This is a genomic window from Devosia sp. P2_G7 (assembly GCF_056403495.1).
Genome location: NZ_JBFUFI010000004.1, coordinates 109,390 through 134,177 on the forward strand (window position 1 = coordinate 109,390; position 24,788 = coordinate 134,177).

Genomic DNA, 24,788 nt, shown 5'->3' on the forward strand with positions numbered 1-24,788 from the left:
AATCGGCACTTTGGAGCATTCCGCGCCGCAAGCCTTACCTTCGGTTAACCAAGAGTGGACTAGCCTAGGCCAATCAATCGCTTGGCCCCCGGCAGGTCGTTCATATGCTCACCGAAAATACCCGCTCGGCGCGACCTGCCCGCTCTTACGCGCAGCTGCCACGCTTTCAGCGCGTAAAGGTATCGCTGCTCGGCCGCTACATGCTCAGCGATCGTCGTGAATTCCCCTGCCAGGTGCTGGAGATGTCTCCCGGCGACGCCGTGGTCATTGCCCCCATTTCGGGCGGACCGGGCGAGAAGGTGATCGCCTATATCGACCACCTCGGTCGCATCGAGGGCGACGTGACTGATATCATCGACGGCGGCTTCAAGATGGATGTCGTCGCGACCCTCCGCAAGCGCGACAAGATGGCGGCCCAGCTCACCTGGCTCGCCAACAAGGACCTGCTCAACCTGCCGGAAGACCGCCGGCACGAGCGCGTGGTGCCCGACAACCGCCATTCGACCGTCGTGCTCGACGATGGCCGCCGCTACAACTGCAAGATCATCGACATCTCGCTCTCCGGCGCCGCCATCGAGCTCGCCGTGCGTCCCGCCATGGGCACGCCGGTCACGCTGGGCCGCATGCGCGCCCGCGTCGTCCGCCATTTCGCCGATGGCGTCGGCGTCGAGTTCGTCTCAGCCCAGGAAATGCTGACCGTCGTGCAGCAGAACCTGCGGGTCAACTAACCCCCGCTTCCCAACCGCCTCGCTATGCCTAACGAGTCCTCACCGGGACCGTTCTAATTCGCATAAAAACTAGCTTGCAGTTTTTCGTTCGGGGCAATTTGGCCCGGGCATCGTGGCTTCCGTCAGGGGGCAACCACGATGTCGAAGTTCAAAGGGTTCATCGCAGCGGCAGTCGCAATCGGGATGGCGGCATTCATTCTCGCCATGCCGGCACGCGCCGACCAGGTCGATTTCACCAACCCGGCCTTCGCCCCCGCAGGCGGCATCACCAGCATTCCGGTGGGCGCCTCTGAGTTCTGCAAGGCGCATCGCGGCGAATGCAAAGCCAACCCGCACGCCGTCCAGGCGATGGGCCTCAGCGAAGCGCGCTGGAACGAGCTGGTGCAGATCAACAACGTAATCAACAGCGCCATCGTCGCCGTAACCGACGAGGACTACTACAAAGTCGCCGAGTACTGGGCCTATCCCGACGGCTACGGCGACTGCGAGGATTTCGCCCTCGCCAAGCGCAAGGCGCTGATCGAGGCCGGCTGGAACCCCTCGACCCTGCTGATGACTGTGGTCCGCGAGACCAAGGGCACCGGTCATGCCGTGCTGATGGTCCGCACCGACCGCGGCGACCTCGTGCTCGATAACCAGGACAGCCGCGTGCTGCTCTGGAACGAGACGCCCTACCAGTTCCTCAAGCGCCAGTCGCAGGCCGACGCCAGCCAGTGGGTCGATATCGTCGATCCCCGCGCCACCTTCGTCGCCTCGAAGTAAACGTCAGCGCGCCGCAAGCGCTTCGGTCTCGGTCCGCTTCACCCACTCGCCCTTGCAATCGCCATAGGCGTGCGAGCTATCCGGGTGGGCCGCGGCGCAGCGCCGCTTGATCGCCTCATACTCGGCAACCAGATCCGGACGCGCGCGTAGATAGTCGCGAAACGCCAGGTGCCGGGTGATCTCCGGACTGGCCTCGGCATAGCAGTGCAGTTGTACAAGCCGCCTGCCCTGCACCGCGTCGTCGAGCGTCAAATAACGGCGACCCGGCAATCCGTACTCGCCCCACCACGCATAGCCGAGAGCTTCCAGCTTGCCCTGCGCTGCACCAAGCGCTGCGAGCGAGCGTACCACCGGGATCAGATCGAGGATCGGCTTGGCCACGAGGCCGGGGATCGAGGTCGATCCAATATGATGGACATGCAGCAGCCTGTCGCCCAGGACCCCGCGCAGCCGCTCGGCTTCACGCTCGGCTGCGCCGGCCCATTGCGGGTCGTGCGATTTCAGGACCACGGGAAAGGCGGGCGGCATCCATCATCTCCTCAGCGATGCGGCGGGCGCTGCAGACTGATAAGCCGGAGCCGCGAAGCCGAACGCGCTTTACGGGATGATGGCGAAATAGCTGCCGACGAACATCAGGCCTGTAATGAAAGCCCAGCCGAAGGCGATGAATGCCGCAACCAGCGCCATGCTGACCGACAGCGTACCCTTGCGGTCGTTCTGCCAGCCCATCTGCAGCATGATCATCGGGCCGCACACGAAGCTCAGGCCCAGGTTGCCGAGGCTATGGGCAAGGGTCTTGCCGTCGTAGCGCAGCACCGCCTGCGACTTGCTTACCCACTGATAGAGGTAGGTCCCTACCCCGGCGATGGCCAGCCCAACGGCCATGATCAGTCCTGCCAGCAGCAATTCCCTGAGCATACGCGCAACCCCCGCACCAATATCTTAACTCTTTGTTAAGCATATCCGGCGCCCATTGGACTGTCACCTGACGCACACAAGACTGGTTAATTCACACAAATGGCCGGTGAGGCTCAGGCTCATAAGGCGCAACACAGCGCCATCGGCTTCAATCTGGCGGCCATCGCGGTGGTGCTCGGCCTGCTGGGGATTGGCGTCGCCTACCTGATCGATGCGGCGGGCCGCGGCGCCCGCATCCAGGCACATCGCCTCGACACCGAGACGACGCTGACCCGCACCCTGGGCGGCCACGATCTCGAGATTCCCCTGTCCTGGTTCCGCTACGAGGAGCAGCGCGTCGAAGGCTTCGCCAAGCAGATCGACTTGCGCCTGGAGCTGCCGCTCGGCGTCGAGGGCCATATCGAACCGGTGGACGTGACGCTGCTGCCACGCAGCCGGGCCCGTCCCAGCGCGGCCCTGCTCGATGGCGTGTACCTCCACCAGTTCCTGCCCGAGCAGCTCACCGGCCCGCCCGGACTGGTGGGCAAGCCGTTGCGGCCCGATGGTGGCTATGCCGATGAGACAGTCTGGTACGATGCGCTATCGGCCGACCCATTTGTCGCCAAATGCTCGAAGCCGATTCCACCCGCGACTGCGGGACAGTGCCTGAGAACGGTGTATCTGGGTCCCGGCGTTGCGGCGGTTTACGCCTTCCCCGAGACCGCGCTGGCGCACTGGCGCGACTTCGATGCGCAGCTGAGCGCGCGCCTGGGCGAGATCGGGGCGCTGTAGCGCGCCGCCTCGCGGCTCCGATGCTGCCCTAGTGGATCTCGTCCAGGTCGACGTCCAGGATAGCCATCTGGAAGTTGTACGAGCGGTCGCCGTCCTCGTCGTCGACATAGATCAGGCCAAGGAATTCCTCGCCCAGATACACTTCGACGCTGTCGTTCTGCTTGTTGCGCGGACGGACGTCGATCTGCCGGTTGCCGAACTTCTGCTGCAGAAATTTCTGGAGCTTGATGATTTCGGGATGGTTCATGGCGGCTCCTTCAGGGGCATTCTTGGGGTCGATTTGGGATCGCCACAATAGGCATTGCGACCCGGCGGGCAATCCCGCGGCGTGCTTTTTCCTGCAGCGAATGGCGCAAATACGGCGAAGCGGCGCCTCAGTTCGGCGGCAGACTCAGCCGGTAAGGTCCTGCACCACCGCCAGTTGGTCCATCACCGAGGCCGGATGCGGGGTGCCCGCCTCGCCGATGATGCGTGCCGGCACGCCGGCGACGGTCACCCGCGGCGGCACTTCCTTCACCACCACCGAGCCCGCGCCGATGCGCGCGCAGTCGCCGACCTTGATGTTGCCCAGGACGACCGAATGGGCGCCGATCAGCACGCCATTGCCGATCTTGGGATGGCGGTCCTCCTCGGACTTGCCGGTGCCGCCGAGGGTCACGCCCTGGAGGATCGAGACATTGTCGCCGATGGTCGCGGTCTCGCCGACCACGAACCCCGTGGCATGGTCGAGCATGATGCCCTTGCCGATCCGCGCCGCCGGATTGATGTCCACCTGGAACACCGCGCTCGACCGGCTCTGCAGGTAAAGCGCAAAATCCTTGCGCCCGTTCAGCCACAGCGCATGGGCGAAGCGGTGCGTCTGGATGGCGTGGAAGCCCTTGAAATAGAGGAAGCAATCGACCGCCTTGTGCAGCGCCGGATCGCGCTCCAGCGTCGCCGCGAGGTCAGCGCGCGACTCGAGCCCGATCTCCGGCCGCGCCTCCAGCGCCTCGCTGAAAGCCTGGCGGATCAGGTCGGCGGAGACATCCGGATGGTCCAGCCGCTCGGCCAGCCGGTGCGCCAGCGCACCCTCGAAACTGTCGTGGTTGAGCACGTTGGAGTACAGCAGGTTGGTGAGCGAGGGCTCGCTGGCAACCACGTGCCGCGCGCCCGAAACCACCGCATCCCAGACCGGATCCATGGCCGTAACGTTGGCCGTCTTCAAATTCGTGCTCATCCGCATCTCCATCGGCGAACGCCGATATAAGACAAATCGTGCTCCGATACCAACCATTACCGCACAGATTGGTTCGCCGCCGCTGAACTCGCGTTGAATGGTTACTCCGCGGGCTGCCGCGCGAGGAATTCCAGCGCTGCCGTCTTGAACTGCTTGTCGCCCGTCGCGCGCATGTGATCGCGCCGCTCGATGGTGAACGCCTCGCCGTGCGGCAGGAGTTCGGCGAGTGCCGCAGCGGAGCCGGCCATGTCGTCGTCGCTGCCCACGGCGACCAGCACCGGCTGCTCGATCCGGCGGACGTCGGCCTCGCGCATCGGCTCGCGCGAATTGACCATGCAGGCCGCCAGCGCCGCGCGGTCGGCCTTGTTGTGGTCGGCGAAGATGCGGAACTGCCGCCCGGTACGGCCGGTGACCTCCGCGAGCGACTCGGCAGTCAGCGCCTCGATGATCTCCTCGCTATCCTCGAGCCCCGAGATGAGGTTGAGCCCCATGCCACCCCAGATTGCGGCGCTCACCGCTTGCGGCTCCTGCAGCATCAGGTACGCGGCGATCCTGGCGCCCATCGAGTACCCCATGATCGGCGCCCTGCTGATGCCGAGGTGGTCGAGCAGGCGCTTGGCGTCCTTGGCCATCTCGTGGGCGAAATAGAGCTGCGCGTCATAGAGCTTGCGCGAGGCGCCGTGGCCGCGGTTGTCGAAGGTGATCGGCCGGTAGCCGGCGCCCACCAGCGTCTCCACCCAGCCGGTATCGATCCAGTTGATCTTCCCCGACGAGCCGAAGCCGTGGATCAGGAGGATCGGCTTGCCCTCGCCATGGACTTCATAGGCGATGGAGATGCCGGCGGAGTTGAACTGGAGCACGGGAGCGGCCTTTTCGGTTGGGGGCTGGGTTTAGCAAGTCGGTGCGACCAGTCAAAGCCCTGTGGCTGTGGACCCCACCCCTGTCCCCTCCCCCTACTGGGGAGGGAGAACCCCTTCACTACTATCGCGGTCAGCGTCTCCCTCCCCATTCTTAAAGGGAGGGGACAGGGGTGGGGGGCAACTCGCACAAGGCAAGCGTATCTCTTGGCTTCCACCGCTCTCGCCGCTATGTTCCGCCCGAATTCGAACCGAGGACCATCCGATGGCGCACGAGAGCACCCCGCACTTCCACAATACCCAGGGTTTGCCGCGCATCGAGGTCGGCTCCAAGGAGTTCATGTGCGTCGGCGCCCTGCCCCCGTTCGATCACCCGCACATATATATCGACATGGGCAAGGACAACGAGGTCGTCTGCTCCTATTGCTCGACCCTTTACGCGTTCAACCCGGAGCTGGCGCCGGGCACCTCCGAGCCGCTCTCGGCCGTGTATCACTCCGAAGCCGCCTGATTTCCCGATGTCCGGCAACGGACGCACCGTCTACATCGCCGGGGCAGGCATTGCCGGCATGACGTTGGCGCTGGCGCTGGCCAAGTTCGGCGCCACCGTTGTCGTGCTCGAGCGCAATGCCGAGGTGCAGGAAGTCGGCGCCGGCCTGCAGGTCAGCCCCAACGCCCGCAAGATCCTCAACCGCCTCGGGCTCGACAAGGCCCTCGCGGCCAAGGCGTTCGAGCCCGATGGTATCGACGTCTATCCCTACGGCGCACGCGACCCACTGGTGACGCTGGAGCTTGGCCGCATCATGGAGCAGCGCTTCGGCGTGCCCTACACGGTGATGCACCGCGCCGACCTCGCCGACGTGCTGTACCGGGCCTGCAAGCGCTTCGCCAATATCGACATGTTGTTCGGCGTCCGCGCCTATGACGTGGTGAGCCATGCGCGCGGCGTTTCCGTCACTGTCGACGAGGCCGACGGCAAATCGCGCTCGGCCCGCGCCTTCGCTTTCATCGGCGCCGACGGCGTGAACTCGCGCACTCGGATGGGCGTGCTGATGGGGCCGGAGGCCACCTATTCGGGAATGGTCGCCTGGCGGATCACGCTGGCGCAGCACGACCTCGACAAGGTGCTGCTGCCCGGACGCACCAGCCTGCTCTGGGGACCGGGCTATCATGCCGTAACCTACCCGTTACCGCATCGCCGCCAGATCAATGTCGCGTTGTTCGCCAAGGTGAAGGCCGAGCGCGCCTTCCACGGCGAGCCGCCGAAGGCGCCCGACCTGCCATGGGCTGCCATGAAGAGTCGTGCTTTCGATGCCATCCGCGAGGCGGCCGGCGAGGACTGGGGCTACTGGCCGATTTCGACGGTCGCCACCCCGACCTGGTCGGAGGGCGGCGTCGGGCTGATCGGCGACGCGGCACACGCCATGCTGCCGTTCCAGGCACAGGGGGCCGCCATGGCGATCGAGGACGCGGCGATCCTCGCGCCGCTGCTTATGACCGAGGCCGATGCCACCTCGGCGCTCCGCCGCTACGCCGCGTTGCGCCAGCCGCGCGTCGAGCGGGTGCGGAAGCTTTCGAACGCCAATGGCGCCGCCTTCCACCTCGAGTGGCCATTCACGATTGCACGTAACGCCGTGGTGAAACTGCAGGGTCCGCGCGGGCATCTGAAGCGCCTGGGATGGCTCTACGGCTATGACGCGGCGCCCGATCCCGAGGGCCTGCCACCCGCACCGCGGCTACCGCGACAGGACGTCCACTGAGCCGCATGGCGCTTGCCTTCGCTGGAGGTGATGTGTCAACTGCCGCTCCAAATTGGGAATAGCGCCCCGCATGCCCGTCTCTCCGCAATCCAATCTCACGCTCGCCTGCGTGCTCATCACGATCTTCCTGGATATGCTGGGCTACGGCATCATCCTGCCCGTGCTGCCCCAGCTGATCACACAGCTCTCGGGCGGCAGCGTCGCGCAGGCGGCTGTCATTGGCGGCTATCTCGTTTTCGCCTACTCCTTGATGCAGTTTCTGTTCGGACCGGCGCTCGGCAACCTCTCCGACCGGTTCGGCCGCCGACCGATCATCCTGATAGCGCTCGCGGGCCTGACGATTGATTATACGATCATGGGCCTCGCCAACTCGCTGGTGCTGATCTTCATCGGCCACACCATCGCAGGCATTTCCGGCGCCTCGGTCGCGACGGCCACGGCCTACATCGCCGACATCACTCCGCGTGAAAAGCGGGCCCATCGTTTCGGCCTGATCGGCGCGGCGTTCGGGTTGGGCTTCATCTTCGGCCCGGTCATCGGCGGCCTGCTCGGCGAGCTAGGGCCGCGCTGGCCTTTCTACGCCGCGGCCGTCCTCGCCGGCGCCAACCTGATGTTCGGCTTCTTCGTGCTGCCCGAGAGCCTCGCCAAGGACAAGCGCCGCCCCTTCGATATTCGCCGCGCCAACCCGTTCGGCGTGCTGTGGAGCCTCAGCAAGAACCCAGTCGTGCTGTGGCTGATGGCGTCGCTCGGCCTGTTCGTTCTCGCCAGCCAGTCGTTCCCGTCGGTGTGGAACTTCTTCACCATCGAGGTGCTGAAGTTCTCGTCCGCGCAAATCGGTGTCGCACTCGGCGCCTTCGGTATCGGTTTCGCCATCAGCCAGGCGCTGCTGATTGGTCCGGTGACCAAGCGGATCGGCGAATGGTCGACCGTGCTGGTCGGCATGTTGGCCGCCGCCATCGCCTTCACGGGCACCGCCTTCATCCACTCCGCGCTGCCGCTCTATGGCTTCCTGGTGTTCGGTTCACTTGCCGGCCTCGCCGGCCCCGCCATCAACTCGCTGATGTCGCGCCAAGTGTCCGACGACGCGCAGGGTGAGCTGCAGGGCGCGATCAACGCCACGAACTCGCTCGCCTCGATCCTCGGCCCGCTGCTCGCGACGCAGTTGTTCAGCCATTTCACGCAGGCCGAGCCAGGCCAGCCTGGCTACTTTCCGGGCGCACCGTTCCTCGGCGCCGGCATTCTAGTGGTCTGCGCCGCGGCGCTATTCGTCTACACGGTGCGCCGCTTCGACCTGACGCATCGCCCTTCGGTCTCGAAGAAGCCGCATATCCACGAAATGGGCCAGCCCGGCCAGCAGCAGACGCCACCGCACGACGAGAACGGCGATCCGATCGAGCGCCCGGCGGGCGAGTAGCAAAAACGAAAACCCCCGCTTCCGCGGGGATTTCTTAGGCGCCGTACCCAGGGTTTACTTCCCCAGCGTCGACGGCCACTTGCCGTGCTGCTCGCCTTCGCGGTCGATCAGGATGAAGCCGTGGGCGCCGAAGAAGTCACGCTGGCCCTGGGTCAGGTTGGCAGTGCCGAGCGCCTGGCGGTAGCTGTCGAAGTAAGCCAGCGAGGCCGACAGGCAGATCATCGGGAACTCGCCGATGGCGGCCTCGGCAACGATCTTGCGAAGCGACTTGTGCGCGTCCTTCATGATGGTCACGAAGTCCGGCACCATCAGCAGGTTGGTGGCCTCGCCCTTGGCATAGGCCGCCGACATCTGGTCGAGGAAGCGCGAGCGGATGATGCAGCCGGCGCGCCAGATCTTGGCGATGGTAGCGAGCGGCAGGTTCCAGCCGTGCACCTCGGACGCCTTGGCCAGCACTGCAAAACCCTGCGCGTAGGAGACGATCTTGCCGGCCAGCAGCGCCTTCTCCAGCTCTTCGAGCGACACGTTGGCCTTGCCGGCCGAACGCTTGCCGTAGACGCCCTCTGCAGCGATGCGCTCTTCCTTGCGCGATGAGATCGAGCGCGCCGCGACGGCGCCTTCGATGGCCGTCGCCGGCACCGCCAGTTCCTGCGCCGCGATGGCGGTCCAGGTACCTGTGCCCTTCTGCCCGGCCTTGTCGAGGATCAGCTCGACCAGCGGCTTGCCGGTCTTCGGCTCCGTCGCTTCCAGCACATAGCCGGTGATCTCGATGAGGTACGAGTTGAGCGGCCCGTTGTTCCAGCCCTTGAACACATCCGAGGCGGCCTTCGGGTCCATCCCCAGGCCGTCGCGCATCACGCCATAGACCTCGGCGATCATCTGCATGTCGCCATATTCGATGCCGTTGTGGATCATCTTGACGAAGTGGCCAGCGCCGCCTTCACCCAGATAGGCGCAGCACGGCTCGCCGTTGAACTTGGCCGAGATCGCCTCGAGGATTGGCTGGGCGTTCTTCCACTGCTGCTCGGCGCCTCCGACCATGATCGAGGGACCATGGCGCGCGCCCTCCTCGCCGCCCGAAACGCCGATGCCGAGATAGCCGATGCCCTTGGGCGTAAGATAGTCGAAGCGGCGCTGCGTGTCGGTGAACAGCGAGTTGCCGCATTCGAGGATGGCGTCGCCGGCTTCGAGGTGCGGCAGCAGCTGCTCGATCATCTCATCGACCGGCTTGCCGGCCTTGACCATGATGATGATCGAACGGGGACGCTTCACCGACTGGATGAACTTCACGAGGTCGGCCTCGGGCACGACCTTCTGATCCAGCCCCTGCTCCTTGGCCGTCGCAACGAAATCATCGATTTTGGAAGCGGTGCGGTTGTGGACCGCGATGGTGTAGCCCTTCTCGGCGATGTTGAGCGCCAGATTGGACCCCATAACTGCGAGCCCGATCAGGCCGATATCGGCAGACGCCATCATTATCTCCATTGGGAGTTATCAGGATTTCATTGCGCGGCTTTTTGGCACGGGCAACGCCCGAACGCCACCCCTCGAAGCCCGGCGCACGCCTGCCCTGTGTACGTCCCTCAGCGAGGTGGTCGCTTGGTCTTATCAAGCCGCGCTTCATCCACTAGTCTCGCGCCGCCTGAGCCTGGGAGGGCCACTGACTTTGGACTCGATTTCTCTTTTCAACCTGAGCGGCAAGCGCGCCCTGGTGACCGGCTCGAGCCGTGGCATTGGCTTCGGCATTGCTGCAGCGCTCGCCGGCGCCGGCGCCGAAGTGATCCTCAACGGCCGCGATCCCGAAGCGCTCGGCAGCGCCGCGGCCCGGCTCGCAGATGATGGCGCCCTCGGCATCAAGGCGCTGGCCTTCGACGTCACCAGCGAGGACAGCGTCGACGACGCCATCGCTCACGCCGAGAACGAGATCGGCCAGATCGATATCCTCGTGAACAATGCCGGCATCCAGCACCGTGCGCCGCTCGAGGAGTGGCCGCTCGAAAAGTTCAAACAGGTCATCGACACCAACCTGACCTCCGCCTTCATCGTCGGCCGGGCGGTGGCCCGCGGCATGATCGCGCGCAAGTACGGCAAGATCATCAATATCTGCTCGGTGCTGAGCAACTTTGCCCGCCCCACGGTGGCGCCCTATGCGGCGAGCAAGGCGGCAATCGCCAACCTCACCCGCGGCATGGCCGTCGATTGGGCCAAGCATGGCCTCAACGTCAACGGCATCGCGCCGGGCTACATCAGCACCGAGATGAACACCGCCCTGATCGAGAACCAGGAATTCAACGCCTGGATCGAAAAGCGCACGCCGATGGGGCGCTGGGGCGCACCCGCCGAACTAGGCGGCGCCGCGGTCTTCCTCGCCTCCGAAGCCTCTTCCTTCGTCAACGGACACATCCTTTATGTCGACGGCGCCTTCACTGCCACCGTTTGAGAATGCCCGCATCATCATCGCGATGGGCGTGTCGTCGTCGGGCAAATCCGCCACCGGCGCGGCGATAGCCCGGCGGCTGCATGCCCCGTTCCTCGATGGCGACGGCTACCACCCGCCCGCCAACAAGGAGAAGATGCGCAACGGCATCCCGCTGACCGACGAGGACCGCTGGCCCTGGCTGGAGACGCTGGCTGGCGCCCTGCACGAGGCCGCCGAGCAGAAGGGTGTCGCCGTCGGCGCGTGCTCCTCGCTGAAGCGCGCCTACCGCGATTTCCTCACCGAGAAGGCCGGCGAGCCGATCCTCTTCGTCTTCCTCGATGGCGACATTGCCGTGATCAGGAAGCGCATCGAGGCCCGCCAGCACGAGTTCATGAGCCCAAAACTGCTCGACAGCCAGTTCGCAACACTGGAGCGCCCGGACCCGGATGAGAATGTGCTGGCAGTATCGATCGAGGATCCGGTGGAAGCGATCGCCACGAAGGTGGTGAAGCAGCTGGGGCATCTGAAGGTGTTCAAGCGGGGGCAGTAGTTCACTGCCTCACCAGGCCAAGCCCCTAGAACCCGAACGAGAACTGTCCCGTCGGCGATGCGGCCTTCTCGAGCGCCAGCATCTCCATCTTCGCCCTGACGCCGCCCGGCGACGAGAATCCCCCGGTCCGGCCGTCCGCGGCCAGCACCCGGTGGCACGGGACGATCAGCGGGATCGGGTTGGCGCCCATAGCGCCGCCTACAGCACGCGACAGCGCCACATCGCCAAGCCAGCGGGCGATGGCCCCGTAAGTCGTGGTCTCGCCCCAGGCAAGCTCGCGGATATGCTCGTAGATGCGCCGGTTCACCGCCGGAATGCCCGCAAAGTCCAGCTCGACATCGGCGAAGTTGTCATTTGCACCCTCCGCATAGGCGAGGATACGTGCCGCAACCTCCGGCTGCCCGCCTGCATCCTCTACGCCGCCCGCCTTCTCCAGCCGCGCCCGCATCTCCTCCGGCGTATCGCCCGGCAGCAGCACGCGCGAAATCCCGGCATCGGTCCAGCCGATCGCCATGGGTCCGAGAGCGGTATCGAGCATCCGGTAGCGCATGACCTCAATGTAGTGCGACGCAGCGCGTCGCCCAAGCCGGTTTTGACCCTACAGTCCCATTGCCGTGAGCCATTCGCGCAACTCCCGGCGCAGGAAGCTGCGCAGCGTGCCCTCGCGCGAAAAGCCCCACCACAGCACCGCGCCCTGCCATTGGCTCGCCATCAGCCGGCCGAGCACCTGCTGCCGGGCCGGATCGTCGCTCAGCCGGCGCCCCAGTGCCTCGGTGAGCACCTTGTTCCAGGCCACGCCTCGCGTCCGCAGCACCGGATCGCGAAAATCCTCGCGCAGCAGCAACAGCCCCTGCCCGGCCTCATCGCCGACGCCGTAGCCCGCTGACATGCGAACCAGCATGGCGATGGCGCCCTCCGGATCGACCGAGTGGGCTGCGTCCGCACCGGCGGTGGTGAGATCGAGCTGGTCCCACATCCACAATAGCGCCGCGCGCAGCAGCGCCTCGCGATTGCCATAGCGCTGCACCAAGGTCGCAGGAGACAAGCCGGTTACCGCTGAGGCCGAGGCGAACGTGAGCCCAGCCGGCCCTTCGCGCGAGACCATCGCGGCCACCGCTTCGACGACATCCTCGTCCGAAATCTTCCTGGGTCTTGCCATGGCTTCCAATGTAAACGAATATTCGTTTATAAACGGCTACTGCACTCACGAACAAGGAGAATCGAAATGGCCCGCATCCTCGGCTACATCGCCAGCAGCCTCGACGGCTTTATCGCCGCTCCGGACGAGTCGCTCGCCTGGCTGACGCAGCGCACCGACATGCAGCTTGGCGAGTTCGACTACAACCTGTTCATCAAGCGCATCCGCACCGTGGTGATGGGGCGCGGTACCTATGACTGGCTGGTCAAGGAGAACATCCCATGGCCCTATGGCGAGCAGCGCACCATCGTCGTTACTTCCCGCCCCCTGCCCGACCCGATCGGCCCGCTCGAGACCCGCGCCGATATCGATGCGCTGGTCGCCGAACTGCGCGCCCTCGACGACGGCGACGTCTGGATGCTCGGCGGTGGCAAGCTGCAGATGGCGTTCATGGAGCGCGGCGCGCTCGACGAGCTCGAGATCTACGTGATCTCGCAGTTGCTGGGCGGCGGCTACCCCCTGTTCCCGCCGACCGGATTCAACAAGAGCATCAAGCTGCTTTCGTCGAGTACGCTCGGCACGGGATGTGTGCGGCTACATTACAGCTTCGAGTGAGCGCGATGGTTCCTCACACGCGATGTCATTCCGGCGAACCTAGATCGGCTCGCTCTGCACGACGATTTCCCATTTGTCGCCAAGCGCGATCTGCAGTTCCGATACGAGGAAGGGCAGCAGCGCGTTGAACTCGTTGCGGTCGCGCTCCGACATGCGCCAGGTGGGGTCGCCCGGATCGTCCCAGTTGACCTGGCGATCGTAGAGCTCGTTGAGCCGTGTCAGCCGCCGGATGATGTCGCTGGAAAAGCCCCAGAAGCCGATCTCGGTGGCGTGGCCGTCGACGAACAGCGGGGCGAGCCCATGGCTCACCATGCCGAAGTCGACCAAGAAAACCACCTGCTTCACCGTGGGTCGCGCCTCAGTTTGATGGCGCGACCACGCACCGTCCCGCGTCGCGTCCGCCCAAGCCGCGGACAACTCTTTCCGCGAGTTCATTGAAGCGGCGCGATGCGCCAGAAATACGGCTGCTGCATTGCCGGTTACCCCTCAGATCACGCCCGCCGGATGGAACGTTACCCAAGTTACAGATGATGGGCAATTTCTGCCCTTAAGTAGTTGCCCTCCTGTGCATAAGCTCAGGCGAGCCACACAGCTATCAGCGCCACCACGGCAGGAATCGTCTGTACAAACAGGATCTTGCGGCTCGCGGTCACCGCCCCGAAGAGACCTGCCACCGCAACGCACAAGAGGAAGAACACCTTGACCGGGTCGCCTGCCTCGCCCAGCCAGATGCCCCAGATCAACCCTGCAGCAAGGAAGCCGTTGTAGAGCCCCTGGTTGGCCGCCAGCGTCTTGGTCTCGGCGGCAAAAGCCGGCGCGGTGCCGAACGCCTTCATCCCCTGCGGCTTGTCCCACAGGAACATCTCGAGAATCAGGATGTAGACGTGAATGAGGGCGACCACCCCCGTGAGAATGCTGCCGATCATGCGTGCGACTCCGTGTTGCCTCGGGCGAGCCTAATGCAAGAAGGCCGCCACGAGGGCGGCCTTTTCGTCAGCAATGGGCAGGCGAACAGGTCAGTGCTTGAGCGCGTCGCGTGCCGCTTCCTTGACCTTGCCGGCGGCCTTCTGGACCTTGCCTTCGACCTTGTCCGCAGCGCCATCGGCCTGCAGCTTGCGGTCGCCGGTCGCCTTGCCGACCGCGTCTTTCACGTTGCCGCGGGCTTCCTTGGCGGCGCCTTTGATCTCGTCTTTGTGCATTTTTCCGGTCTCCCCAGAAGGTTGGCATTCGGGGCAGATAATGCGCTGCCGGAAACAAACGTTCCGGCCCTACGGCGAATTAACTCCCCGCCACGATCACGTGGCGAGGCGCCGCGCGTAGACCTTCATCGAGCCCGATAGGTATTCGCCGAACCCAGGCTCGATTGCCTCGTAGCGGACAATGAAGTCGGGGTGCGACAGGTAGAGGTCCGCCAGTCCGGCATAGGCCTCCGGTGGGCACTGCTTGTCCCACGTCCGGGACACCCACGCCCGATGCCGCCCGAGCAGCGGATCGAGACTGGGGGAGCCCATCGGCACGCCGCGACGCAAGCCCTCGGCCAGCCCTTGCTCCATATCGTGCAGTTCTTGGTTGAGCTGCTGCTTCTCGGCTTCCGACAAGCTCTCATACTTGCGCTTGCTGAGCGCGATGCGCTCCGGCATGTCGCCGCCAAACTGCCCCACCAGCCAGGCCTCATATTCGGCCTGCTTGTGGGGCGAGATGCCCTTGTACAAATCCGCGTTTCTCATCGCGCGATCTCCTTCAAGACTGGCGATCGTGCGGTCGATCGTCCTGACGAGTTGGGCATAGCGCTTCGCCTCCTCGCTCAGCCGTCGGCGCTGCTGGCGCAACGCCTCCAGCCGGTCGAAGCCCGGCGCATCGAGGATGGCGCCGATCTCTCCCAGCGGAATGCCGAGTTCGCGGTGCAGGAGAATCTGCTGCAGCCGCAGCAATTCCTCCTGCCCATAGTAGCGATAGCGGTTCTGCCCGGTGAAAGCGGGCCTCAGGAGGCCGATCTGGTCGTAGTGGTGCAGCGTCCGGACCGATACCCCGGATACCTTAGCTACCTGCCTGACCGTCAAAACCTTCATCGCGCGCGTTCTCCGCGGGACGGTGGATAGTCCCTGACGCTACGTGAGGGTCAATATCGATTTGCGCAGAAGCTGTGACGGCTGGCTTCACACCGCGTCAACCAGCCCTCAGGCTATCGCGGCGAAATGTGGAAACTCGGTATTTCGTCGGCCGTTCCTCACGCACTAAGAGAGTGCCTGCGAGGTGAAATGCCGCAACGTATCGAAATTCAGGACCTGCTTATCTGGGCCTTTCGCGTCCAGGCGGTGGAGAGCGCCAAGGCGGCCGATCCGGATGCGCTGACGGTCTATTGGGCCGTCCTCGCCCTGCCTGTCCCGCACGCCACGGTGATCCGCCGCTTCGCCCGCGAAGCCCGCCGTCCCGATTGGCATGCGGCCCATACCCGCTGCGTTTCGCTCGATGGCGTGCGCCGCTCGCGCCGCCTCTACACCGAATGGGTCCGGGCTCTCGTCGTCCTGCAGCGCACGCTCGAGGGCTCGCTCGGCCGCTATTCCGTCACCGGGCCGCATCTCGACGATCAGCCCTGGCTTCGCGAACGCCTGCGCGCCTAGCGGCACTGTGCAACCAGTTTCCCCAGTGCCGCCGACGATCCAACCAGACTGAAGGTGTGCACGGGATAACGCCCGTCGGCATCGACGATGCTCAGCCCCTCGCCCGACTTCATCAGCGCCATCAGCGGTCCATTCGCGGGCACGTCCCCGGCATGCCGGCCATCCATTTCCTCGTAACTCATGGCGAGGCGCTGCGTGGAAACGCCAAAGGTGAAATCGACATCGGTCTGTTCCCCGAGATCCGGCAACCGCTCGGCACCCGCCGCCAGGTCGTAGCGCAGGTACACCTGCCCACTCGAACAGGTGAGCGACAGGTAGGCGTCCGGCCGATCGGTGGCACAGGCCGACGCGGTGTACACCGGGCCGCCCTCGTCCTCCTGCATTCCCGCCGTCCAGTTCGTGCAGGTCTCCTGCGCCATCGCCGGCGCCACCGACAACATCAGCATCAACGCCGCCACCCGGATCATGGTGCGTCCCCGAGGTAGCTCACCTCGATGCGCTGGAACAGCGGACCTTCCTTCATCGTGCCGAGCCACTTGCGGAACTCCGCCACATCCCTGAACCCTGCCCGCTTCGCGTCCGCCTCGGTCACCGCATCGGGCGACATGTCGACGATGCGCCCGATCTGCAGCAGCCCCACCTTGGTTTTCAACGTGCCGCCCGGCTTCACCGTCGGTCGGGTCCAGCGCCGGAACTGCAGCGAAATCTCGCCGCGCTTGATCGCCTCCAGCACGTCCAGCTTCAACAGCATCCGGCACTCCTCCAGCTCATGGTGCGGGCGGTGGGACTCGAACCCACACGGGTGTACACCCTCGGGATTTTAAGTCCCGTATGTCTACCATTCCATCACGCCCGCGCCGCTGAGCACTGCCACATCGGCTCCGACGCTGACAACCAGACAATTAACCGACATAAGTCGGTCGCCAACTACAGGAGAAAGCAAATTGCCGAGGCCGCGACCCAATGTGGTGGGAGTTTTCGTTTTCGGTGGGCTGGGAAACCAGATGTTTCAGTACGCTGCCGGCCTCACCATTGCCGAACGGCTCGGTGCTGAGTTGCTGTGCGATATCCGCCACTATGAGCGCAAGGACCGCGGCGACCGGCGCCTCGGTCTTCGGGATTTTGGTATCGAATTGCACTCCGCGCGCGTGCCCCCGTTCAAGCTAGGCCGGCGAGTCGGGACCGCCTTGGGCTTGATGCCCGACCCTTTTCGCGGTGGGACGCGCCTCAAGAGTATCGAGGGATTCGATCCGCGATCGCGCGAGGTCGCTGGCCCGGTCGCGCTATCGGGGCATTTTCAGTCCTGGCACTATTTCGAGGGGCACGAGGCATCGGTGCGGCGTGCATTCGACACCAGCAGGCTAGCGACCGCCCGAACCGCCAGTCTCGCGGCTGAGATTGCCGCCGCCAAGAACCCAGTGGCGGTCCATGTCCGTCGCGGCGATTACACGACGACGCCGGAGGCCATCGCCTTTTACGGATTGCTGCCGGCCGAGTACTACTTCGCCTCCAAGTCCGCATTGGAAGAGCGGGTCGAGGACCCGACGTACTTCCTGTTCACCGACGATCTGGCGCCGGCTCAGGAATTGCTCGCCGACTGGCCGGGGCTGCGACCCGTCATCGGCTTCTCCGGTCCCGAAGACATGTACCTGATGTCGCGATGCAAACACTTCATCATCGCCAACTCGACGTTCAGCTGGTGGGCCGCCTGGCTGGGTGGCGCACCTGACAAACAGGTGGTCGGACCTCACGCCTGGTTCGGGCCGTCCTATCCCCACACCATTGACCTCGACGACCGCCTCCCACCCGGCTGGATCAGGGTCTGAATGCCGCGTCGGCGAACGATGTCCCTGAAACCCTGACATCGCCCGTCAGGCACGTACGCTATTGCTGCCGCCTCAACCGGACCAGCGAGGCCAGCCATGCAGTACATCGACCGCTACCCCATCGTCGTCACCGACGCCTTCGCCGCCTGTCGCGATTTCTGGACCCGGCATCTTGGCTTTGCGGTCGTGTTTGAGAACGAGTGGTTCGTCTACCTGCAGGCCGACGGCGCCAGCATGGCGTTCATGTCGCCGAGCCACCCGTCTTACCCGCCCGGCCCAGAGGCTTACGCCGCCGGCATCAGCATGGAGCTCGAGGTGAAGGACGCGGCGGCGGCGCACGCCGAAGTGGTCGCCACTGGGATCGAGCCGGACTACCCGCTGACCGACGAACCCTTCGGCCAGCGCCGCTTCAGCCTGAAGGACCCATCGGGGCTGTGGATCAACGTGCTGCAGCAGCTCGGCTGACCTCAGTCCGTCGCGCCCGAGATCGGCGGCACATACGCGACGTCGAGGTCCCACGGGAAAAAGATCCAGGTGTCCTGGCTGACTTCAGTAATGAAGGTGTCGACCATCTCGCGACCCTTGGGCTTGGCATAGACAGTGGCAAAATGCGCGCCGGGGAGCATGTCGCGCACCACGCGCGCCGTGGCCCCGGTGTCCACCAGGTCGTCGACGATCAGGATCTTGCCGCCGTTGCGGGCCTTGTCCAGCAGCTCCGGCGCGATCGGCTTCAGCACCTTGATGCCGGCCTGGCTCTGATGGTCGTAGCTCTTCACCGCGACGCTCTCGACCACGCGGATGTTCAGCTCGCGCGCCACGATCGCCGCCGGCACCAGCCCGCCGCGGGTGATCGCCACCAAGGCATCGAACGGACCCAGCGCCTGCAGCCGCCAGGCCAACGCCCGGCTGTCGCGGTGGAACTGGTCCCAGGTGACGGGGAAGGATTTCTGCTGGGTCTGGTTCAATTCGTTCTCCTGGGCGGCCCGGCCGCCTCGATCTTCACGGGGGCCATCGGCCCGGAAACTCAGTAGGCTTCGACTTCCGCCGACAGCCCGGCCGCACGATGTGCCTCGGCGACCATCTCGCGCACCCGGCCCGCCGCCTCGGCGAGCCGCGCCTCGTCGGACGAGCGCAGCACCAGTTCGGTCATGACGAACGTCTGCCCCATCTGCGGGTAGCTGCCCATCTTCACATCCGGGAACTCTTCCTGGATCCGGCCGAGCGGCCCACCGATCGTCCCCTCGCCGACGCCGCAGCGGATGGTGATCGACTTGATCTTCTTACCGCCCTTCAGCGTCGGGGCGATGGATTCGAGCATCGCCAGCATGATCTTGGGGACGCCTGCCATCACGTGGACGTTGCCGATGCGGAAGCCCGGCGCGGCGCTGACCGAGTTGACGATCAGAGACGCGCCTTCGGGGATCCGCGCCATGCGCAGCCGCGCCTCGTTCACCTCGGTACCGGTCTGCTTCCAGCGCGATTCCAGCATCGCCCGCGCCTCGGCATTGACCGGCAGCGCTACGCCGAACGCCTTGGCGATGGCGTCCGCGGTGATGTCGTCATGCGTCGGGCCGATGCCGCCGGTGGTGAAAACGTAGGTGTAACGGGATCTTACGGCGTTCACCGCAGCGACGATGTCGTCCTCGACGTCAGAGACGACGCGCACCTCGGTGAGCTCGATGCCGAGTTCCGTGCAGAAATCGGCGGTCGCGCCGATATTCACATCCTTGGTCCGGCCGGACAGGATTTCGTCGCCGATGACGACGAGTGCGGCGGTAACGGCTTCAGGCGACGGCATGGATGCCCCGGAATTTCAGAGGCACAATGCATTGCCTCACGAGGGCCCGAATGGTCAAGCAATCCAGTGCACATGCCACAGCATTGCTGACCTTCGCAGTGCCCTTTCCTAAATGCCGATGAACGCCTATTTTCGTCAGCTGAACGGAGTAGCCGATGATCACCTACGTCGAAGCCGAAACCAAGAGCCGCCGCACCTCGGGCGTGATCCCGATCCACGGCGAAGCCGGGTTCAACGGCATGCGCAAGGCCGGCCGGCTGACGGCGGAAGCGCTCGACCTCCTGGTCGATGCAGTGAAGCCCGGCGTCACGACCGCGGCGCTCGACCGGCTGGCCTACGAGTTCGCCCGCGACCACGACGCCATCCCGGCGACCCTGTTCTACAAGGGCTACCGCCACTCCATCTGCACCTCGATCAACCACGTCGTCTGCCACGGCATCCCCGAGGAGCGCCCGCTGCGCGATGGCGACATCGTCAATATCGACCTGACGCTGATCGTCGACGGTTGGTACGGCGACAGCTCGCGCATGTACCCGGTGGGCGAAATCACGCGGAAGGCGGAGCGGCTGATCGACGTCACCTACCAGAGCCTCGCTGCCGGCATCGCTGCCGCCAAGCCCGGCAACACCACCGGTGATATCGGCGCCGCCATCCAGACCCTTGCCGAGGCAGAGCGTACCAGCGTGGTGCGCGACTTCGTCGGCCATGGCGTCGGCCAGCTGTTCCACGACGAGCCCAACATCATGCATTTCGGCGTGCCGGGCACCGGCGTGCCGCTGAAGCCGGGGATGATCTTCACTATCGAGCCGATGATCAATCTCGGCCGCCCGCACGTGAAGATCCTTGCCGACGGCTGGACCGCCGTTACCCGCGACCGGACCCTCTCGGCTCAGGCCGAGCACTCGATCGGCATCACCGAGACCGGCGCGGAGATCTTCACGCTGTCGCCACGCGGCCTGTTCAACCCGCTCGATGCCCGCCGCTAGACCATGAGCGAGGGGGACAAGCCATCGCCGGACGGACTCGGCGAGGCGGCCCCTCCGCACTATCTCGGCCATCGCGAACGCGCCCGGCAGAAGTTCCTCGCCGTCGGCGCCGACGCGCTCGCCGACTACGAACTGCTCGAGCTGGTGCTGCAGATCGTGCTGCCGCGGCGCGACACCAAGGCGCTGGCGAAGGAACTGATCCAGAAGTTCGGCTCGTTCTCCGGCGTCTTCGGCGCGGCCCCTGCCCGGCTCGCCGAGGTGAAGGGGCTGGGCGAAATCTCGGGCACCAGCCTCAAGATCATCCAGGCCGCCGCCCAGCGCTTCGCCAAGGACCGGATGACACCGGACATGCCGATACTGGGCTCATGGACGGCGCTGATCGACTACTGCCACGCCCAGATGGCGTTCAACAACGTCGAGCAGTTCCGCATCCTCTTCCTCGACAAGAAGAACCGCCTGATCGCCGACGAGGTGCAGCAGACGGGAACGGTAGACCACACCCCGGTTTATCCGCGCGAAGTGATCAAGCGGACGCTGGAGCTGAGTGCCACCGCCCTGATCCTCGTCCACAACCACCCTTCGGGCGACCCGGCCCCCTCCTCGGCCGACGTGCAGATGACGCGGCAGATCAACGACGTGGCGCGCCCGCTGGGGATCACGGTGCACGACCACATCATCATCGGGAAATCGGGGCACTCGTCGATGAAGGGGCTGAAGCTGATCTAGCCAGCGTCGTGACGACAAGCGCGGCCACGATCAACAGCGCCGCCACGCCGAAGGTGCTGCGCATGCCGGCCGCTACCGCCTCGCCTCCCGCGTCCGCGATGTCGGTGGTTCCCGAGCCGAGTGCGAAGATCGCCCCCATCAGCGATGCGCCAGTGATCAGCCCCAGGTTGCGCGACAGGTTGAGCACGCCGGAAATGACGCCGCGCTGCTGCGGATCGACATCCGCCATGACCGCGGTGTTGTTGGCCGCCTGGAACAGCTGGTAGCCGGGCGTAAGCAGCAACATGGCCGCGACATAGCCCGCAACGCCGAACAATCCCGGCAACACTGCGAGCGCGGCGGCACCGGCCAGCATGGCCCCGAGACCAGCAACGACTGCAGAGGCGGCACCGAAGCGATCGACGAGACGGCCGGCCGGAACGCCGCTGAGCGCCGAGACTGCCGGCCCGCCCGACATGACGAGGCCAACCGATGCCGCATCCAGCCCGAGCCCAAGCGACAGGTAGAACGGCCCCACCACCAGCGTCGCCATCATCACCGTCGACACCAGCAGGTTGCTCGCGAGGCTGCCGCCCAACCGGCGCTCGCGCAGCAAAGCCGGCCGCAGCAAGGGGGCCGCCACACGCCCTTCGACGAAGGTGAAGAGGCCCAAGCCTGCCATCGCTATCAAAAGCAGTCCGAGATTGAGCAGCCCGAAGCTCCCGCGACCGCTGGTCATGGCCATCGCATAGGCGGCGAGTGTTGCGGCCAGCAGCAATGTCCCGGCCATATCGATGCGCACGCGCTCCCGCCGTTTTTGCGGGTCGGACGGCAGATGCCGCAACAGCAGCAGGGCCAGCCCGCCCAGCGGCAGGTTGACGAGGAAGATTGCCGGCCAACCGGCCACCGCGATCAGCAGCCCGCCCAGCGACGGGCCGAGCGCCGTGCCAATCGCCGACATCGTCCCGAGGAGCCCCATGGCGCCGCCGATCCGCTGCTTGGGCAGCATGTCGCCGACCAGCGCCATCGTGAGCGACATCATGATTGCCGCACCGGCGCCCTGCACTGCCCGCGCCGCGATCAACACCGGCAGGCCAGGCGCTGCAGCGCACGACACCGACGCCAGCATGAACGACCCGATACCGACAACCAGCAGCCGTCGGCGGCCGAACAGGTCGCCGAGCCGGCCGACGCTGACGATCAGCGTGGTGACGGCCAGCAGATAGGCGATGACCACCCACTGCGCATCCTGGAACGAGGCGCCGAACGCCTCGGCCAGCGTCGGCAGCGCGACGTTGCCGATGCTAGTGCCGAGCGACGCCAGCAGCATCGACAGCGAAAGACCGAAAAGCGCGAGCCGGGTCGCCATGTGGACACCTCCATTTTTGGACCGCCCACAGGCTAGCTCCGGCCGTGACATGGCGGAATACGCAACGCTTGCACGTAATCAGTGCATAGGACGCCACATCAGGCTAAGATCGTCGGATGTCGACGCCCGATCTGAACCTGCTTGTCACACTCGACGTCCTGCTCGCCGAAGGCAGCGTCGCCCGCGCCGCCCGTCGGCTGCGGCTCAGCCCCTCTGCCATGAGCCGCACCCTGGCGCGGCTGCGCGCGGCAACGGGCGATCCGCTGCTGGTGCGCGCCGGCCGCGGGCTGGTACCGACGCCGAGAGCTCTCGAATTGCGTGAACATGTCGGCGGGCTGGTCGAAGCAGCCGAGGCGGTGCTGCGACCGGCAGAGGCGCTGGATTTGCAGCACCTGGTGCGCACCTTCACGCTCCGATCCAGCGACGGCTTCGTCGAGAACTTCGGCGCCGCGCTCATTGCCCGCATCTCTGCCGATGCGCCCGATGTGCGTTTGCACTTCGCACAGAAGCCGGACCGTGAGGACACCGCGCTGCGCGATGGTTCAATCGATCTTGAAACTGGAGTGGTGAGCGCAACACTTGGTCCCGAACTACGCACTCAAGCGCTGTTCCGCGATCGCTTCATCGGGGCCGTCCGTCCCGGCCACCCGCTGGCCGGGCACGCGTTAACGCCGGAGCTCTACGCAGCCGGCCGGCATGTCCACGTCTCGCGGCGCGGCCTGGAGCGTGGACTGATCGACGATGCGCTGGCGGCGAGAGGGCTGGAGCGCCAGATCGTCACCATCGTTGGCGGTTTTGCCGCGGCGCTCGCCCTCGCACGGGCCACCGACCTGATCGCCAGCGTGCCCGAGCGGCACACGGGCAATCTGCGCGACGGCCTGCACAGCTTCGCACTGCCGGTCCCGGTGCCGGAGATCACCGTGTCGCTGATCTGGCACCCGCGGCTCGACGCCGACCCTGCGCACCGCTGGCTGCGGGCTTGCCTGCGCGAGGTATGCGGCAGCGCCTAGTCGTCCGAAGCGACCGCCTTTGCCTGCATCATCCGCCCGCGAACCGCCTTCACCACACCCATCACGGCCTTATTCGCCTTGAGCTTCTGCCGCAGCAGCTGCCAGCCGACGTGGCCCTTGGCGGCGGCCGTGCCGAGCGTCGTCAGCGGCACGTAGTGCTGGCGCAGTGGCTGCTTGATGTTGCACCAGTGGCGCTTCTCGTCGGTGAAGCCGGCACCCATGTCGAAGATGCGGTAGCCGGCGTCGAACACCGTCTGCATCACCCGCAGCAGGCATTGCTTGCCCGGCGAGCCGGTCTGGACCGTCGCGTCGTCGCTCATCGAGCTGATCAGGCAGAACAGCCTGTCGCCCTGCGCGATGTTGTAGCGCACCGCGACGATCTCGCCGTTGAGCCGCAGCACGTGCAGGCGCACGTCGACGCCCGAGTCGGCCGCAACCGTCGCATCGTAGAACGCGCGCACCCCCGGCTCGACGAAGGGATCGGCGACGCCCATGGTGACGAAGCGCGCCGCACGCTGGCGGAACATCACCTCGAGCACCGTCAGGGCATCCGCCCCGTTACGCACTTCCTCGAACCCCACCTGCCCCAGCGCCTCGAGCCGCTCGCCCTGTTGGCGATCGTGCTTGCGCCGCGACTTCGAGCGCTGGGTGGTGTTAGCCTCGTCCCAACTGGCGAACTGACTGCGATAGAGCGTCTCTGCCTCGATCGACTCGCCGAGTTCGGCGAAGATGTCGACGCCGTCGACAAACAGCTGCGGCACCGACTTGAGATAGACCAAGTCAGCCCCCTCCAGCGTCCCCAGCATCGACGACCACAGCGCCGCCCGCTCCACCGAGCCGAGCGTCGCGAGCCGCGCCGCATCGGCCAGCGGCGCATTGCAACCGACATGCGCACCGGGAAACCACGACAGCAAGCGCACGCCCTTCACCCGCCGCCGCCACAGTGGCAACAGCGCCACGGCCTCGCCGTCGAGCTCGGCGGTCAGATAGAACTGATCGGCCTCGGCAATACCGCGCGCCGTGACCCAGTTGCGGATGAAAGCTGAACTCTGTCCCGGTGACTCGATCGTGCCCGCTTCGAGCACAGCCCAAACCGCGCTCACATCGTCGATTTGGTGCGCAAGCCGCACCGTCACGACCGGTACGACGGTCAGTCGGCTGCGTGGCGGTGTCGGCGGTGTGTCTTCGGCAAAGGCTTCGAGAGCCATCAACGCATCCTCGTCCAAGGTTGCGGCGACTATCGCGGCCGGCGGTGAATCGGCTGTTGACGAGCGCGTGAACGATGAAGCGACGGTCGGATTTCGACCGCGACGGTTAAGCCCCGC

At 65.5% G+C, this 24,788-nt stretch carries 33 protein-coding genes and 1 tRNA gene; 15 read left to right on the forward strand and 19 right to left on the reverse strand.

Annotation, left to right across the window (positions count from 1 at the left end; all coding sequences use genetic code 11):
• The first annotated feature begins 104 nt into the window (after positions 1–104).
• Together AC1DWU_RS08390 and AC1DWU_RS08395 are read left to right on the forward strand one after the other, a co-directional pair.
• Positions 105–728, forward strand: coding sequence for a PilZ domain-containing protein (locus AC1DWU_RS08390; RefSeq protein WP_477149517.1), 624 nt, complete (start codon positions 105–107; stop codon positions 726–728).
• Positions 729–866: 138 nt separating this feature from the next.
• A complete protein-coding gene (locus AC1DWU_RS08395; protein WP_477149518.1) occupies positions 867–1,490 on the forward strand; it encodes a transglutaminase-like cysteine peptidase in 624 nt (207 codons plus the stop codon).
• Positions 1,491–1,493: 3 nt separating this feature from the next.
• Here the strand turns inward: AC1DWU_RS08395 and AC1DWU_RS08400 are convergent, their stop codons facing one another.
• The gene (locus tag AC1DWU_RS08400) at positions 1,494–2,018 is read right to left on the reverse strand and encodes a GrpB family protein (RefSeq protein WP_477149519.1); all 525 of its coding nucleotides are present in this window, start codon (positions 2,016–2,018) and stop codon (positions 1,494–1,496) included.
• A gap of 69 nt (positions 2,019–2,087) precedes the next feature.
• Positions 2,088–2,408 (reverse strand): DUF6949 family protein, encoded by a 321-nt coding sequence (locus AC1DWU_RS08405; protein WP_477149520.1) that lies wholly within the window; start codon positions 2,406–2,408, stop codon positions 2,088–2,090.
• Positions 2,409–2,507: 99 nt separating this feature from the next.
• On the opposite strand from AC1DWU_RS08405, the gene AC1DWU_RS08410 reads away from it, so the two are divergent.
• Positions 2,508–3,179 carry a hypothetical protein gene (locus AC1DWU_RS08410; RefSeq protein WP_477149521.1) on the forward strand — a complete coding sequence of 224 codons (672 nt, stop codon included), beginning with the start codon at positions 2,508–2,510 and terminating at the stop codon, positions 3,177–3,179.
• Positions 3,180–3,207: 28 nt separating this feature from the next.
• Here the strand turns inward: AC1DWU_RS08410 and AC1DWU_RS08415 are convergent, their stop codons facing one another.
• The 3 genes from AC1DWU_RS08415 to AC1DWU_RS08425 all read right to left on the reverse strand — a co-directional run bounded on the left by AC1DWU_RS08415 (position 3,208) and on the right by AC1DWU_RS08425 (position 5,255).
• Positions 3,208–3,426 (reverse strand): DUF3126 family protein, encoded by a 219-nt coding sequence (locus AC1DWU_RS08415; RefSeq protein WP_477149522.1) that lies wholly within the window; start codon positions 3,424–3,426, stop codon positions 3,208–3,210.
• A gap of 144 nt (positions 3,427–3,570) precedes the next feature.
• A complete protein-coding gene (gene cysE / locus AC1DWU_RS08420; RefSeq protein WP_477149523.1) occupies positions 3,571–4,395 on the reverse strand; it encodes a serine O-acetyltransferase in 825 nt (274 codons plus the stop codon).
• A gap of 101 nt (positions 4,396–4,496) precedes the next feature.
• Positions 4,497–5,255: an alpha/beta fold hydrolase gene (locus AC1DWU_RS08425; protein ID WP_477149524.1), complete on the reverse strand. Its 759-nt coding sequence runs from the start codon at positions 5,253–5,255 to the stop codon at positions 4,497–4,499.
• A gap of 262 nt (positions 5,256–5,517) precedes the next feature.
• On the opposite strand from AC1DWU_RS08425, the gene AC1DWU_RS08430 reads away from it, so the two are divergent.
• The 3 genes from AC1DWU_RS08430 to AC1DWU_RS08440 all read left to right on the forward strand — a co-directional run bounded on the left by AC1DWU_RS08430 (position 5,518) and on the right by AC1DWU_RS08440 (position 8,426).
• The gene (locus AC1DWU_RS08430; RefSeq protein WP_477149525.1) at positions 5,518–5,763 is read left to right on the forward strand and encodes a zinc-finger domain-containing protein; all 246 of its coding nucleotides are present in this window, start codon (positions 5,518–5,520) and stop codon (positions 5,761–5,763) included.
• A 7-nt stretch (positions 5,764–5,770) separates the two neighbouring features.
• Positions 5,771–7,012 (forward strand): FAD-dependent monooxygenase, encoded by a 1,242-nt coding sequence (locus AC1DWU_RS08435; protein WP_477149526.1) that lies wholly within the window; start codon positions 5,771–5,773, stop codon positions 7,010–7,012.
• 70 nt (positions 7,013–7,082) lie between these two features.
• Positions 7,083–8,426 (forward strand): TCR/Tet family MFS transporter, encoded by a 1,344-nt coding sequence (locus tag AC1DWU_RS08440; RefSeq protein WP_477149527.1) that lies wholly within the window; start codon positions 7,083–7,085, stop codon positions 8,424–8,426.
• Positions 8,427–8,480: 54 nt separating this feature from the next.
• Here AC1DWU_RS08440 and gndA read toward each other — a convergent pair whose 3' ends face one another.
• On the reverse strand, positions 8,481–9,899 hold the full coding sequence (gene gndA / locus AC1DWU_RS08445) for an NADP-dependent phosphogluconate dehydrogenase (protein WP_477149528.1): 1,419 nt from the start codon (positions 9,897–9,899) through the stop codon (positions 8,481–8,483).
• A gap of 187 nt (positions 9,900–10,086) precedes the next feature.
• On the opposite strand from gndA, the gene AC1DWU_RS08450 reads away from it, so the two are divergent.
• Positions 10,087–10,866 (forward strand): glucose 1-dehydrogenase, encoded by a 780-nt coding sequence (locus AC1DWU_RS08450; RefSeq protein ID WP_477149743.1) that lies wholly within the window; start codon positions 10,087–10,089, stop codon positions 10,864–10,866.
• Positions 10,835–11,395 (forward strand): gluconokinase, encoded by a 561-nt coding sequence (locus AC1DWU_RS08455; RefSeq protein ID WP_477149529.1) that lies wholly within the window; start codon positions 10,835–10,837, stop codon positions 11,393–11,395. Before AC1DWU_RS08450 ends, AC1DWU_RS08455 begins: the two co-directional genes overlap by 32 nt.
• Positions 11,396–11,420: 25 nt before the next feature.
• Here the strand turns inward: AC1DWU_RS08455 and AC1DWU_RS08460 are convergent, their stop codons facing one another.
• Positions 11,421–11,933, reverse strand: coding sequence for a methylated-DNA--[protein]-cysteine S-methyltransferase (locus AC1DWU_RS08460; RefSeq protein WP_477149530.1), 513 nt, complete (start codon positions 11,931–11,933; stop codon positions 11,421–11,423).
• A 60-nt stretch (positions 11,934–11,993) separates the two neighbouring features.
• A complete protein-coding gene (locus AC1DWU_RS08465) occupies positions 11,994–12,554 on the reverse strand; it encodes a TetR/AcrR family transcriptional regulator (protein ID WP_477149531.1) in 561 nt (186 codons plus the stop codon).
• 66 nt (positions 12,555–12,620) lie between these two features.
• On the opposite strand from AC1DWU_RS08465, the gene AC1DWU_RS08470 reads away from it, so the two are divergent.
• Positions 12,621–13,148 (forward strand): dihydrofolate reductase family protein, encoded by a 528-nt coding sequence (locus tag AC1DWU_RS08470; RefSeq protein ID WP_477149532.1) that lies wholly within the window; start codon positions 12,621–12,623, stop codon positions 13,146–13,148.
• A 39-nt stretch (positions 13,149–13,187) separates the two neighbouring features.
• Here AC1DWU_RS08470 and AC1DWU_RS08475 read toward each other — a convergent pair whose 3' ends face one another.
• The 4 genes from AC1DWU_RS08475 to AC1DWU_RS08490 form a co-directional block, all read right to left on the reverse strand.
• Positions 13,188–13,493, reverse strand: coding sequence for a hypothetical protein (locus tag AC1DWU_RS08475; protein WP_477149533.1), 306 nt, complete (start codon positions 13,491–13,493; stop codon positions 13,188–13,190).
• Positions 13,494–13,723: 230 nt separating this feature from the next.
• Positions 13,724–14,074: a DUF1304 domain-containing protein gene (locus tag AC1DWU_RS08480; RefSeq protein WP_477149534.1), complete on the reverse strand. Its 351-nt coding sequence runs from the start codon at positions 14,072–14,074 to the stop codon at positions 13,724–13,726.
• Positions 14,075–14,164: 90 nt separating this feature from the next.
• Positions 14,165–14,347, reverse strand: coding sequence for a CsbD family protein (locus AC1DWU_RS08485; protein WP_477149535.1), 183 nt, complete (start codon positions 14,345–14,347; stop codon positions 14,165–14,167).
• A 96-nt stretch (positions 14,348–14,443) separates the two neighbouring features.
• Positions 14,444–15,217 carry a MerR family transcriptional regulator gene (locus tag AC1DWU_RS08490; RefSeq protein WP_477149536.1) on the reverse strand — a complete coding sequence of 258 codons (774 nt, stop codon included), beginning with the start codon at positions 15,215–15,217 and terminating at the stop codon, positions 14,444–14,446.
• A gap of 189 nt (positions 15,218–15,406) precedes the next feature.
• On the opposite strand from AC1DWU_RS08490, the gene AC1DWU_RS08495 reads away from it, so the two are divergent.
• Positions 15,407–15,769, forward strand: a complete 363-nt coding sequence (locus AC1DWU_RS08495; RefSeq protein WP_477149537.1) for a hypothetical protein — start codon at positions 15,407–15,409, stop codon at positions 15,767–15,769.
• Here the strand turns inward: AC1DWU_RS08495 and AC1DWU_RS08500 are convergent.
• The 3 genes from AC1DWU_RS08500 to AC1DWU_RS08510 all read right to left on the reverse strand — a co-directional run bounded on the left by AC1DWU_RS08500 (position 15,766) and on the right by AC1DWU_RS08510 (position 16,625).
• A complete protein-coding gene (locus tag AC1DWU_RS08500; RefSeq protein WP_477149538.1) occupies positions 15,766–16,236 on the reverse strand; it encodes a hypothetical protein in 471 nt (156 codons plus the stop codon). The two genes, AC1DWU_RS08495 and AC1DWU_RS08500, sit on opposite strands and share 4 nt — an antisense overlap.
• Entirely contained in the window at positions 16,233–16,520 is a 288-nt protein-coding gene (locus AC1DWU_RS08505) for an ASCH domain-containing protein (protein ID WP_477149539.1), read from the reverse strand. The genes AC1DWU_RS08500 and AC1DWU_RS08505 overlap by 4 nt, the downstream gene beginning before the upstream one ends.
• Positions 16,521–16,539: 19 nt before the next feature.
• Positions 16,540–16,625: transfer RNA gene (locus AC1DWU_RS08510), tRNA-Leu, on the reverse strand.
• Between the two features lie 148 nt (positions 16,626–16,773).
• Here AC1DWU_RS08510 and AC1DWU_RS08515 point away from each other — a divergent pair.
• Both AC1DWU_RS08515 and AC1DWU_RS08520 read left to right on the forward strand, forming a co-directional pair.
• A complete protein-coding gene (locus AC1DWU_RS08515; protein ID WP_477149540.1) occupies positions 16,774–17,595 on the forward strand; it encodes an alpha-1,2-fucosyltransferase in 822 nt (273 codons plus the stop codon).
• Between the two features lie 96 nt (positions 17,596–17,691).
• The gene (locus AC1DWU_RS08520) at positions 17,692–18,060 is read left to right on the forward strand and encodes a VOC family protein (RefSeq protein ID WP_477149541.1); all 369 of its coding nucleotides are present in this window, start codon (positions 17,692–17,694) and stop codon (positions 18,058–18,060) included.
• Positions 18,061–18,062: 2 nt separating this feature from the next.
• On the opposite strand, the gene gpt is transcribed toward AC1DWU_RS08520, so the two are convergent.
• Positions 18,063–18,560 carry a xanthine phosphoribosyltransferase gene (gene gpt, locus AC1DWU_RS08525; RefSeq protein WP_477149542.1) on the reverse strand — a complete coding sequence of 166 codons (498 nt, stop codon included), beginning with the start codon at positions 18,558–18,560 and terminating at the stop codon, positions 18,063–18,065.
• Positions 18,561–18,619: 59 nt separating this feature from the next.
• Positions 18,620–19,393 carry a competence/damage-inducible protein A gene (locus AC1DWU_RS08530; RefSeq protein WP_477149543.1) on the reverse strand — a complete coding sequence of 258 codons (774 nt, stop codon included), beginning with the start codon at positions 19,391–19,393 and terminating at the stop codon, positions 18,620–18,622.
• A 155-nt stretch (positions 19,394–19,548) separates the two neighbouring features.
• Between AC1DWU_RS08530 and map the strand changes: the two genes are divergently transcribed.
• Positions 19,549–20,379, forward strand: coding sequence for a type I methionyl aminopeptidase (map, locus tag AC1DWU_RS08535; protein WP_477149544.1), 831 nt, complete (start codon positions 19,549–19,551; stop codon positions 20,377–20,379).
• A gap of 3 nt (positions 20,380–20,382) precedes the next feature.
• Positions 20,383–21,105 carry a RadC family protein gene (gene radC, locus AC1DWU_RS08540; protein ID WP_477149545.1) on the forward strand — a complete coding sequence of 241 codons (723 nt, stop codon included), beginning with the start codon at positions 20,383–20,385 and terminating at the stop codon, positions 21,103–21,105.
• Here the strand turns inward: radC and AC1DWU_RS08545 are convergent.
• Positions 21,056–22,453 carry an MFS transporter gene (locus AC1DWU_RS08545; RefSeq protein ID WP_477149546.1) on the reverse strand — a complete coding sequence of 466 codons (1,398 nt, stop codon included), beginning with the start codon at positions 22,451–22,453 and terminating at the stop codon, positions 21,056–21,058. The two genes, radC and AC1DWU_RS08545, sit on opposite strands and share 50 nt — an antisense overlap.
• A gap of 116 nt (positions 22,454–22,569) precedes the next feature.
• Between AC1DWU_RS08545 and AC1DWU_RS08550 the strand changes: the two genes are divergently transcribed.
• Entirely contained in the window at positions 22,570–23,463 is an 894-nt protein-coding gene (locus AC1DWU_RS08550; RefSeq protein WP_477149547.1) for a LysR family transcriptional regulator, read from the forward strand.
• Here the strand turns inward: AC1DWU_RS08550 and AC1DWU_RS08555 are convergent.
• Positions 23,460–24,671, reverse strand: a complete 1,212-nt coding sequence (locus AC1DWU_RS08555; RefSeq protein ID WP_477149548.1) for a GNAT family N-acetyltransferase — start codon at positions 24,669–24,671, stop codon at positions 23,460–23,462. The genes AC1DWU_RS08550 and AC1DWU_RS08555 overlap by 4 nt on opposite strands.
• Positions 24,672–24,788: the final 117 nt, after the last annotated feature.

Bases quoted from the DNA above. Each gene is read 5' to 3' on its own strand.
- AC1DWU_RS08490 (WP_477149536.1), bottom strand. From the start codon at position 15,217: ATGAAGGTTTTGACGGTCAGGCAGGTAGCTAAGGTATCCGGGGTATCG.
- AC1DWU_RS08515 (WP_477149540.1), top strand. From the start codon at position 16,774: ATGTTTCAGTACGCTGCCGGCCTCACCATTGCCGAACGGCTCGGTGCT.
- AC1DWU_RS08505 (WP_477149539.1), bottom strand. From the start codon at position 16,520: ATGCTGTTGAAGCTGGACGTGCTGGAGGCGATCAAGCGCGGCGAGATT.
- AC1DWU_RS08550 (WP_477149547.1), top strand. From the start codon at position 22,570: ATGTCGACGCCCGATCTGAACCTGCTTGTCACACTCGACGTCCTGCTC.
- AC1DWU_RS08470 (WP_477149532.1), top strand. From the start codon at position 12,621: ATGGCCCGCATCCTCGGCTACATCGCCAGCAGCCTCGACGGCTTTATC.
- gndA (WP_477149528.1), bottom strand. From the start codon at position 9,899: ATGGCGTCTGCCGATATCGGCCTGATCGGGCTCGCAGTTATGGGGTCC.
- AC1DWU_RS08480 (WP_477149534.1), bottom strand. From the start codon at position 14,074: ATGATCGGCAGCATTCTCACGGGGGTGGTCGCCCTCATTCACGTCTAC.
- AC1DWU_RS08485 (WP_477149535.1), bottom strand. From the start codon at position 14,347: ATGCACAAAGACGAGATCAAAGGCGCCGCCAAGGAAGCCCGCGGCAAC.
- cysE (WP_477149523.1), bottom strand. From the start codon at position 4,395: ATGAGCACGAATTTGAAGACGGCCAACGTTACGGCCATGGATCCGGTC.
- AC1DWU_RS08395 (WP_477149518.1), top strand. From the start codon at position 867: ATGTCGAAGTTCAAAGGGTTCATCGCAGCGGCAGTCGCAATCGGGATG.
- AC1DWU_RS08465 (WP_477149531.1), bottom strand. From the start codon at position 12,554: ATGGCAAGACCCAGGAAGATTTCGGACGAGGATGTCGTCGAAGCGGTG.
- AC1DWU_RS08390 (WP_477149517.1), top strand. From the start codon at position 105: ATGCTCACCGAAAATACCCGCTCGGCGCGACCTGCCCGCTCTTACGCG.
- AC1DWU_RS08430 (WP_477149525.1), top strand. From the start codon at position 5,518: ATGGCGCACGAGAGCACCCCGCACTTCCACAATACCCAGGGTTTGCCG.
- map (WP_477149544.1), top strand. From the start codon at position 19,549: ATGATCACCTACGTCGAAGCCGAAACCAAGAGCCGCCGCACCTCGGGC.
- AC1DWU_RS08410 (WP_477149521.1), top strand. From the start codon at position 2,508: ATGGCCGGTGAGGCTCAGGCTCATAAGGCGCAACACAGCGCCATCGGC.
- AC1DWU_RS08435 (WP_477149526.1), top strand. From the start codon at position 5,771: ATGTCCGGCAACGGACGCACCGTCTACATCGCCGGGGCAGGCATTGCC.
- radC (WP_477149545.1), top strand. From the start codon at position 20,383: ATGAGCGAGGGGGACAAGCCATCGCCGGACGGACTCGGCGAGGCGGCC.
- AC1DWU_RS08495 (WP_477149537.1), top strand. From the start codon at position 15,407: ATGCCGCAACGTATCGAAATTCAGGACCTGCTTATCTGGGCCTTTCGC.
- AC1DWU_RS08460 (WP_477149530.1), bottom strand. From the start codon at position 11,933: ATGCTCGATACCGCTCTCGGACCCATGGCGATCGGCTGGACCGATGCC.
- AC1DWU_RS08520 (WP_477149541.1), top strand. From the start codon at position 17,692: ATGCAGTACATCGACCGCTACCCCATCGTCGTCACCGACGCCTTCGCC.
- AC1DWU_RS08555 (WP_477149548.1), bottom strand. From the start codon at position 24,671: ATGGCTCTCGAAGCCTTTGCCGAAGACACACCGCCGACACCGCCACGC.
- AC1DWU_RS08500 (WP_477149538.1), bottom strand. From the start codon at position 16,236: ATGATCCGGGTGGCGGCGTTGATGCTGATGTTGTCGGTGGCGCCGGCG.
- AC1DWU_RS08440 (WP_477149527.1), top strand. From the start codon at position 7,083: ATGCCCGTCTCTCCGCAATCCAATCTCACGCTCGCCTGCGTGCTCATC.
- AC1DWU_RS08530 (WP_477149543.1), bottom strand. From the start codon at position 19,393: ATGCCGTCGCCTGAAGCCGTTACCGCCGCACTCGTCGTCATCGGCGAC.
- AC1DWU_RS08455 (WP_477149529.1), top strand. From the start codon at position 10,835: ATGTCGACGGCGCCTTCACTGCCACCGTTTGAGAATGCCCGCATCATC.
- AC1DWU_RS08415 (WP_477149522.1), bottom strand. From the start codon at position 3,426: ATGAACCATCCCGAAATCATCAAGCTCCAGAAATTTCTGCAGCAGAAG.
- AC1DWU_RS08400 (WP_477149519.1), bottom strand. From the start codon at position 2,018: ATGCCGCCCGCCTTTCCCGTGGTCCTGAAATCGCACGACCCGCAATGG.
- AC1DWU_RS08405 (WP_477149520.1), bottom strand. From the start codon at position 2,408: ATGCTCAGGGAATTGCTGCTGGCAGGACTGATCATGGCCGTTGGGCTG.
- AC1DWU_RS08545 (WP_477149546.1), bottom strand. From the start codon at position 22,453: ATGGCGACCCGGCTCGCGCTTTTCGGTCTTTCGCTGTCGATGCTGCTG.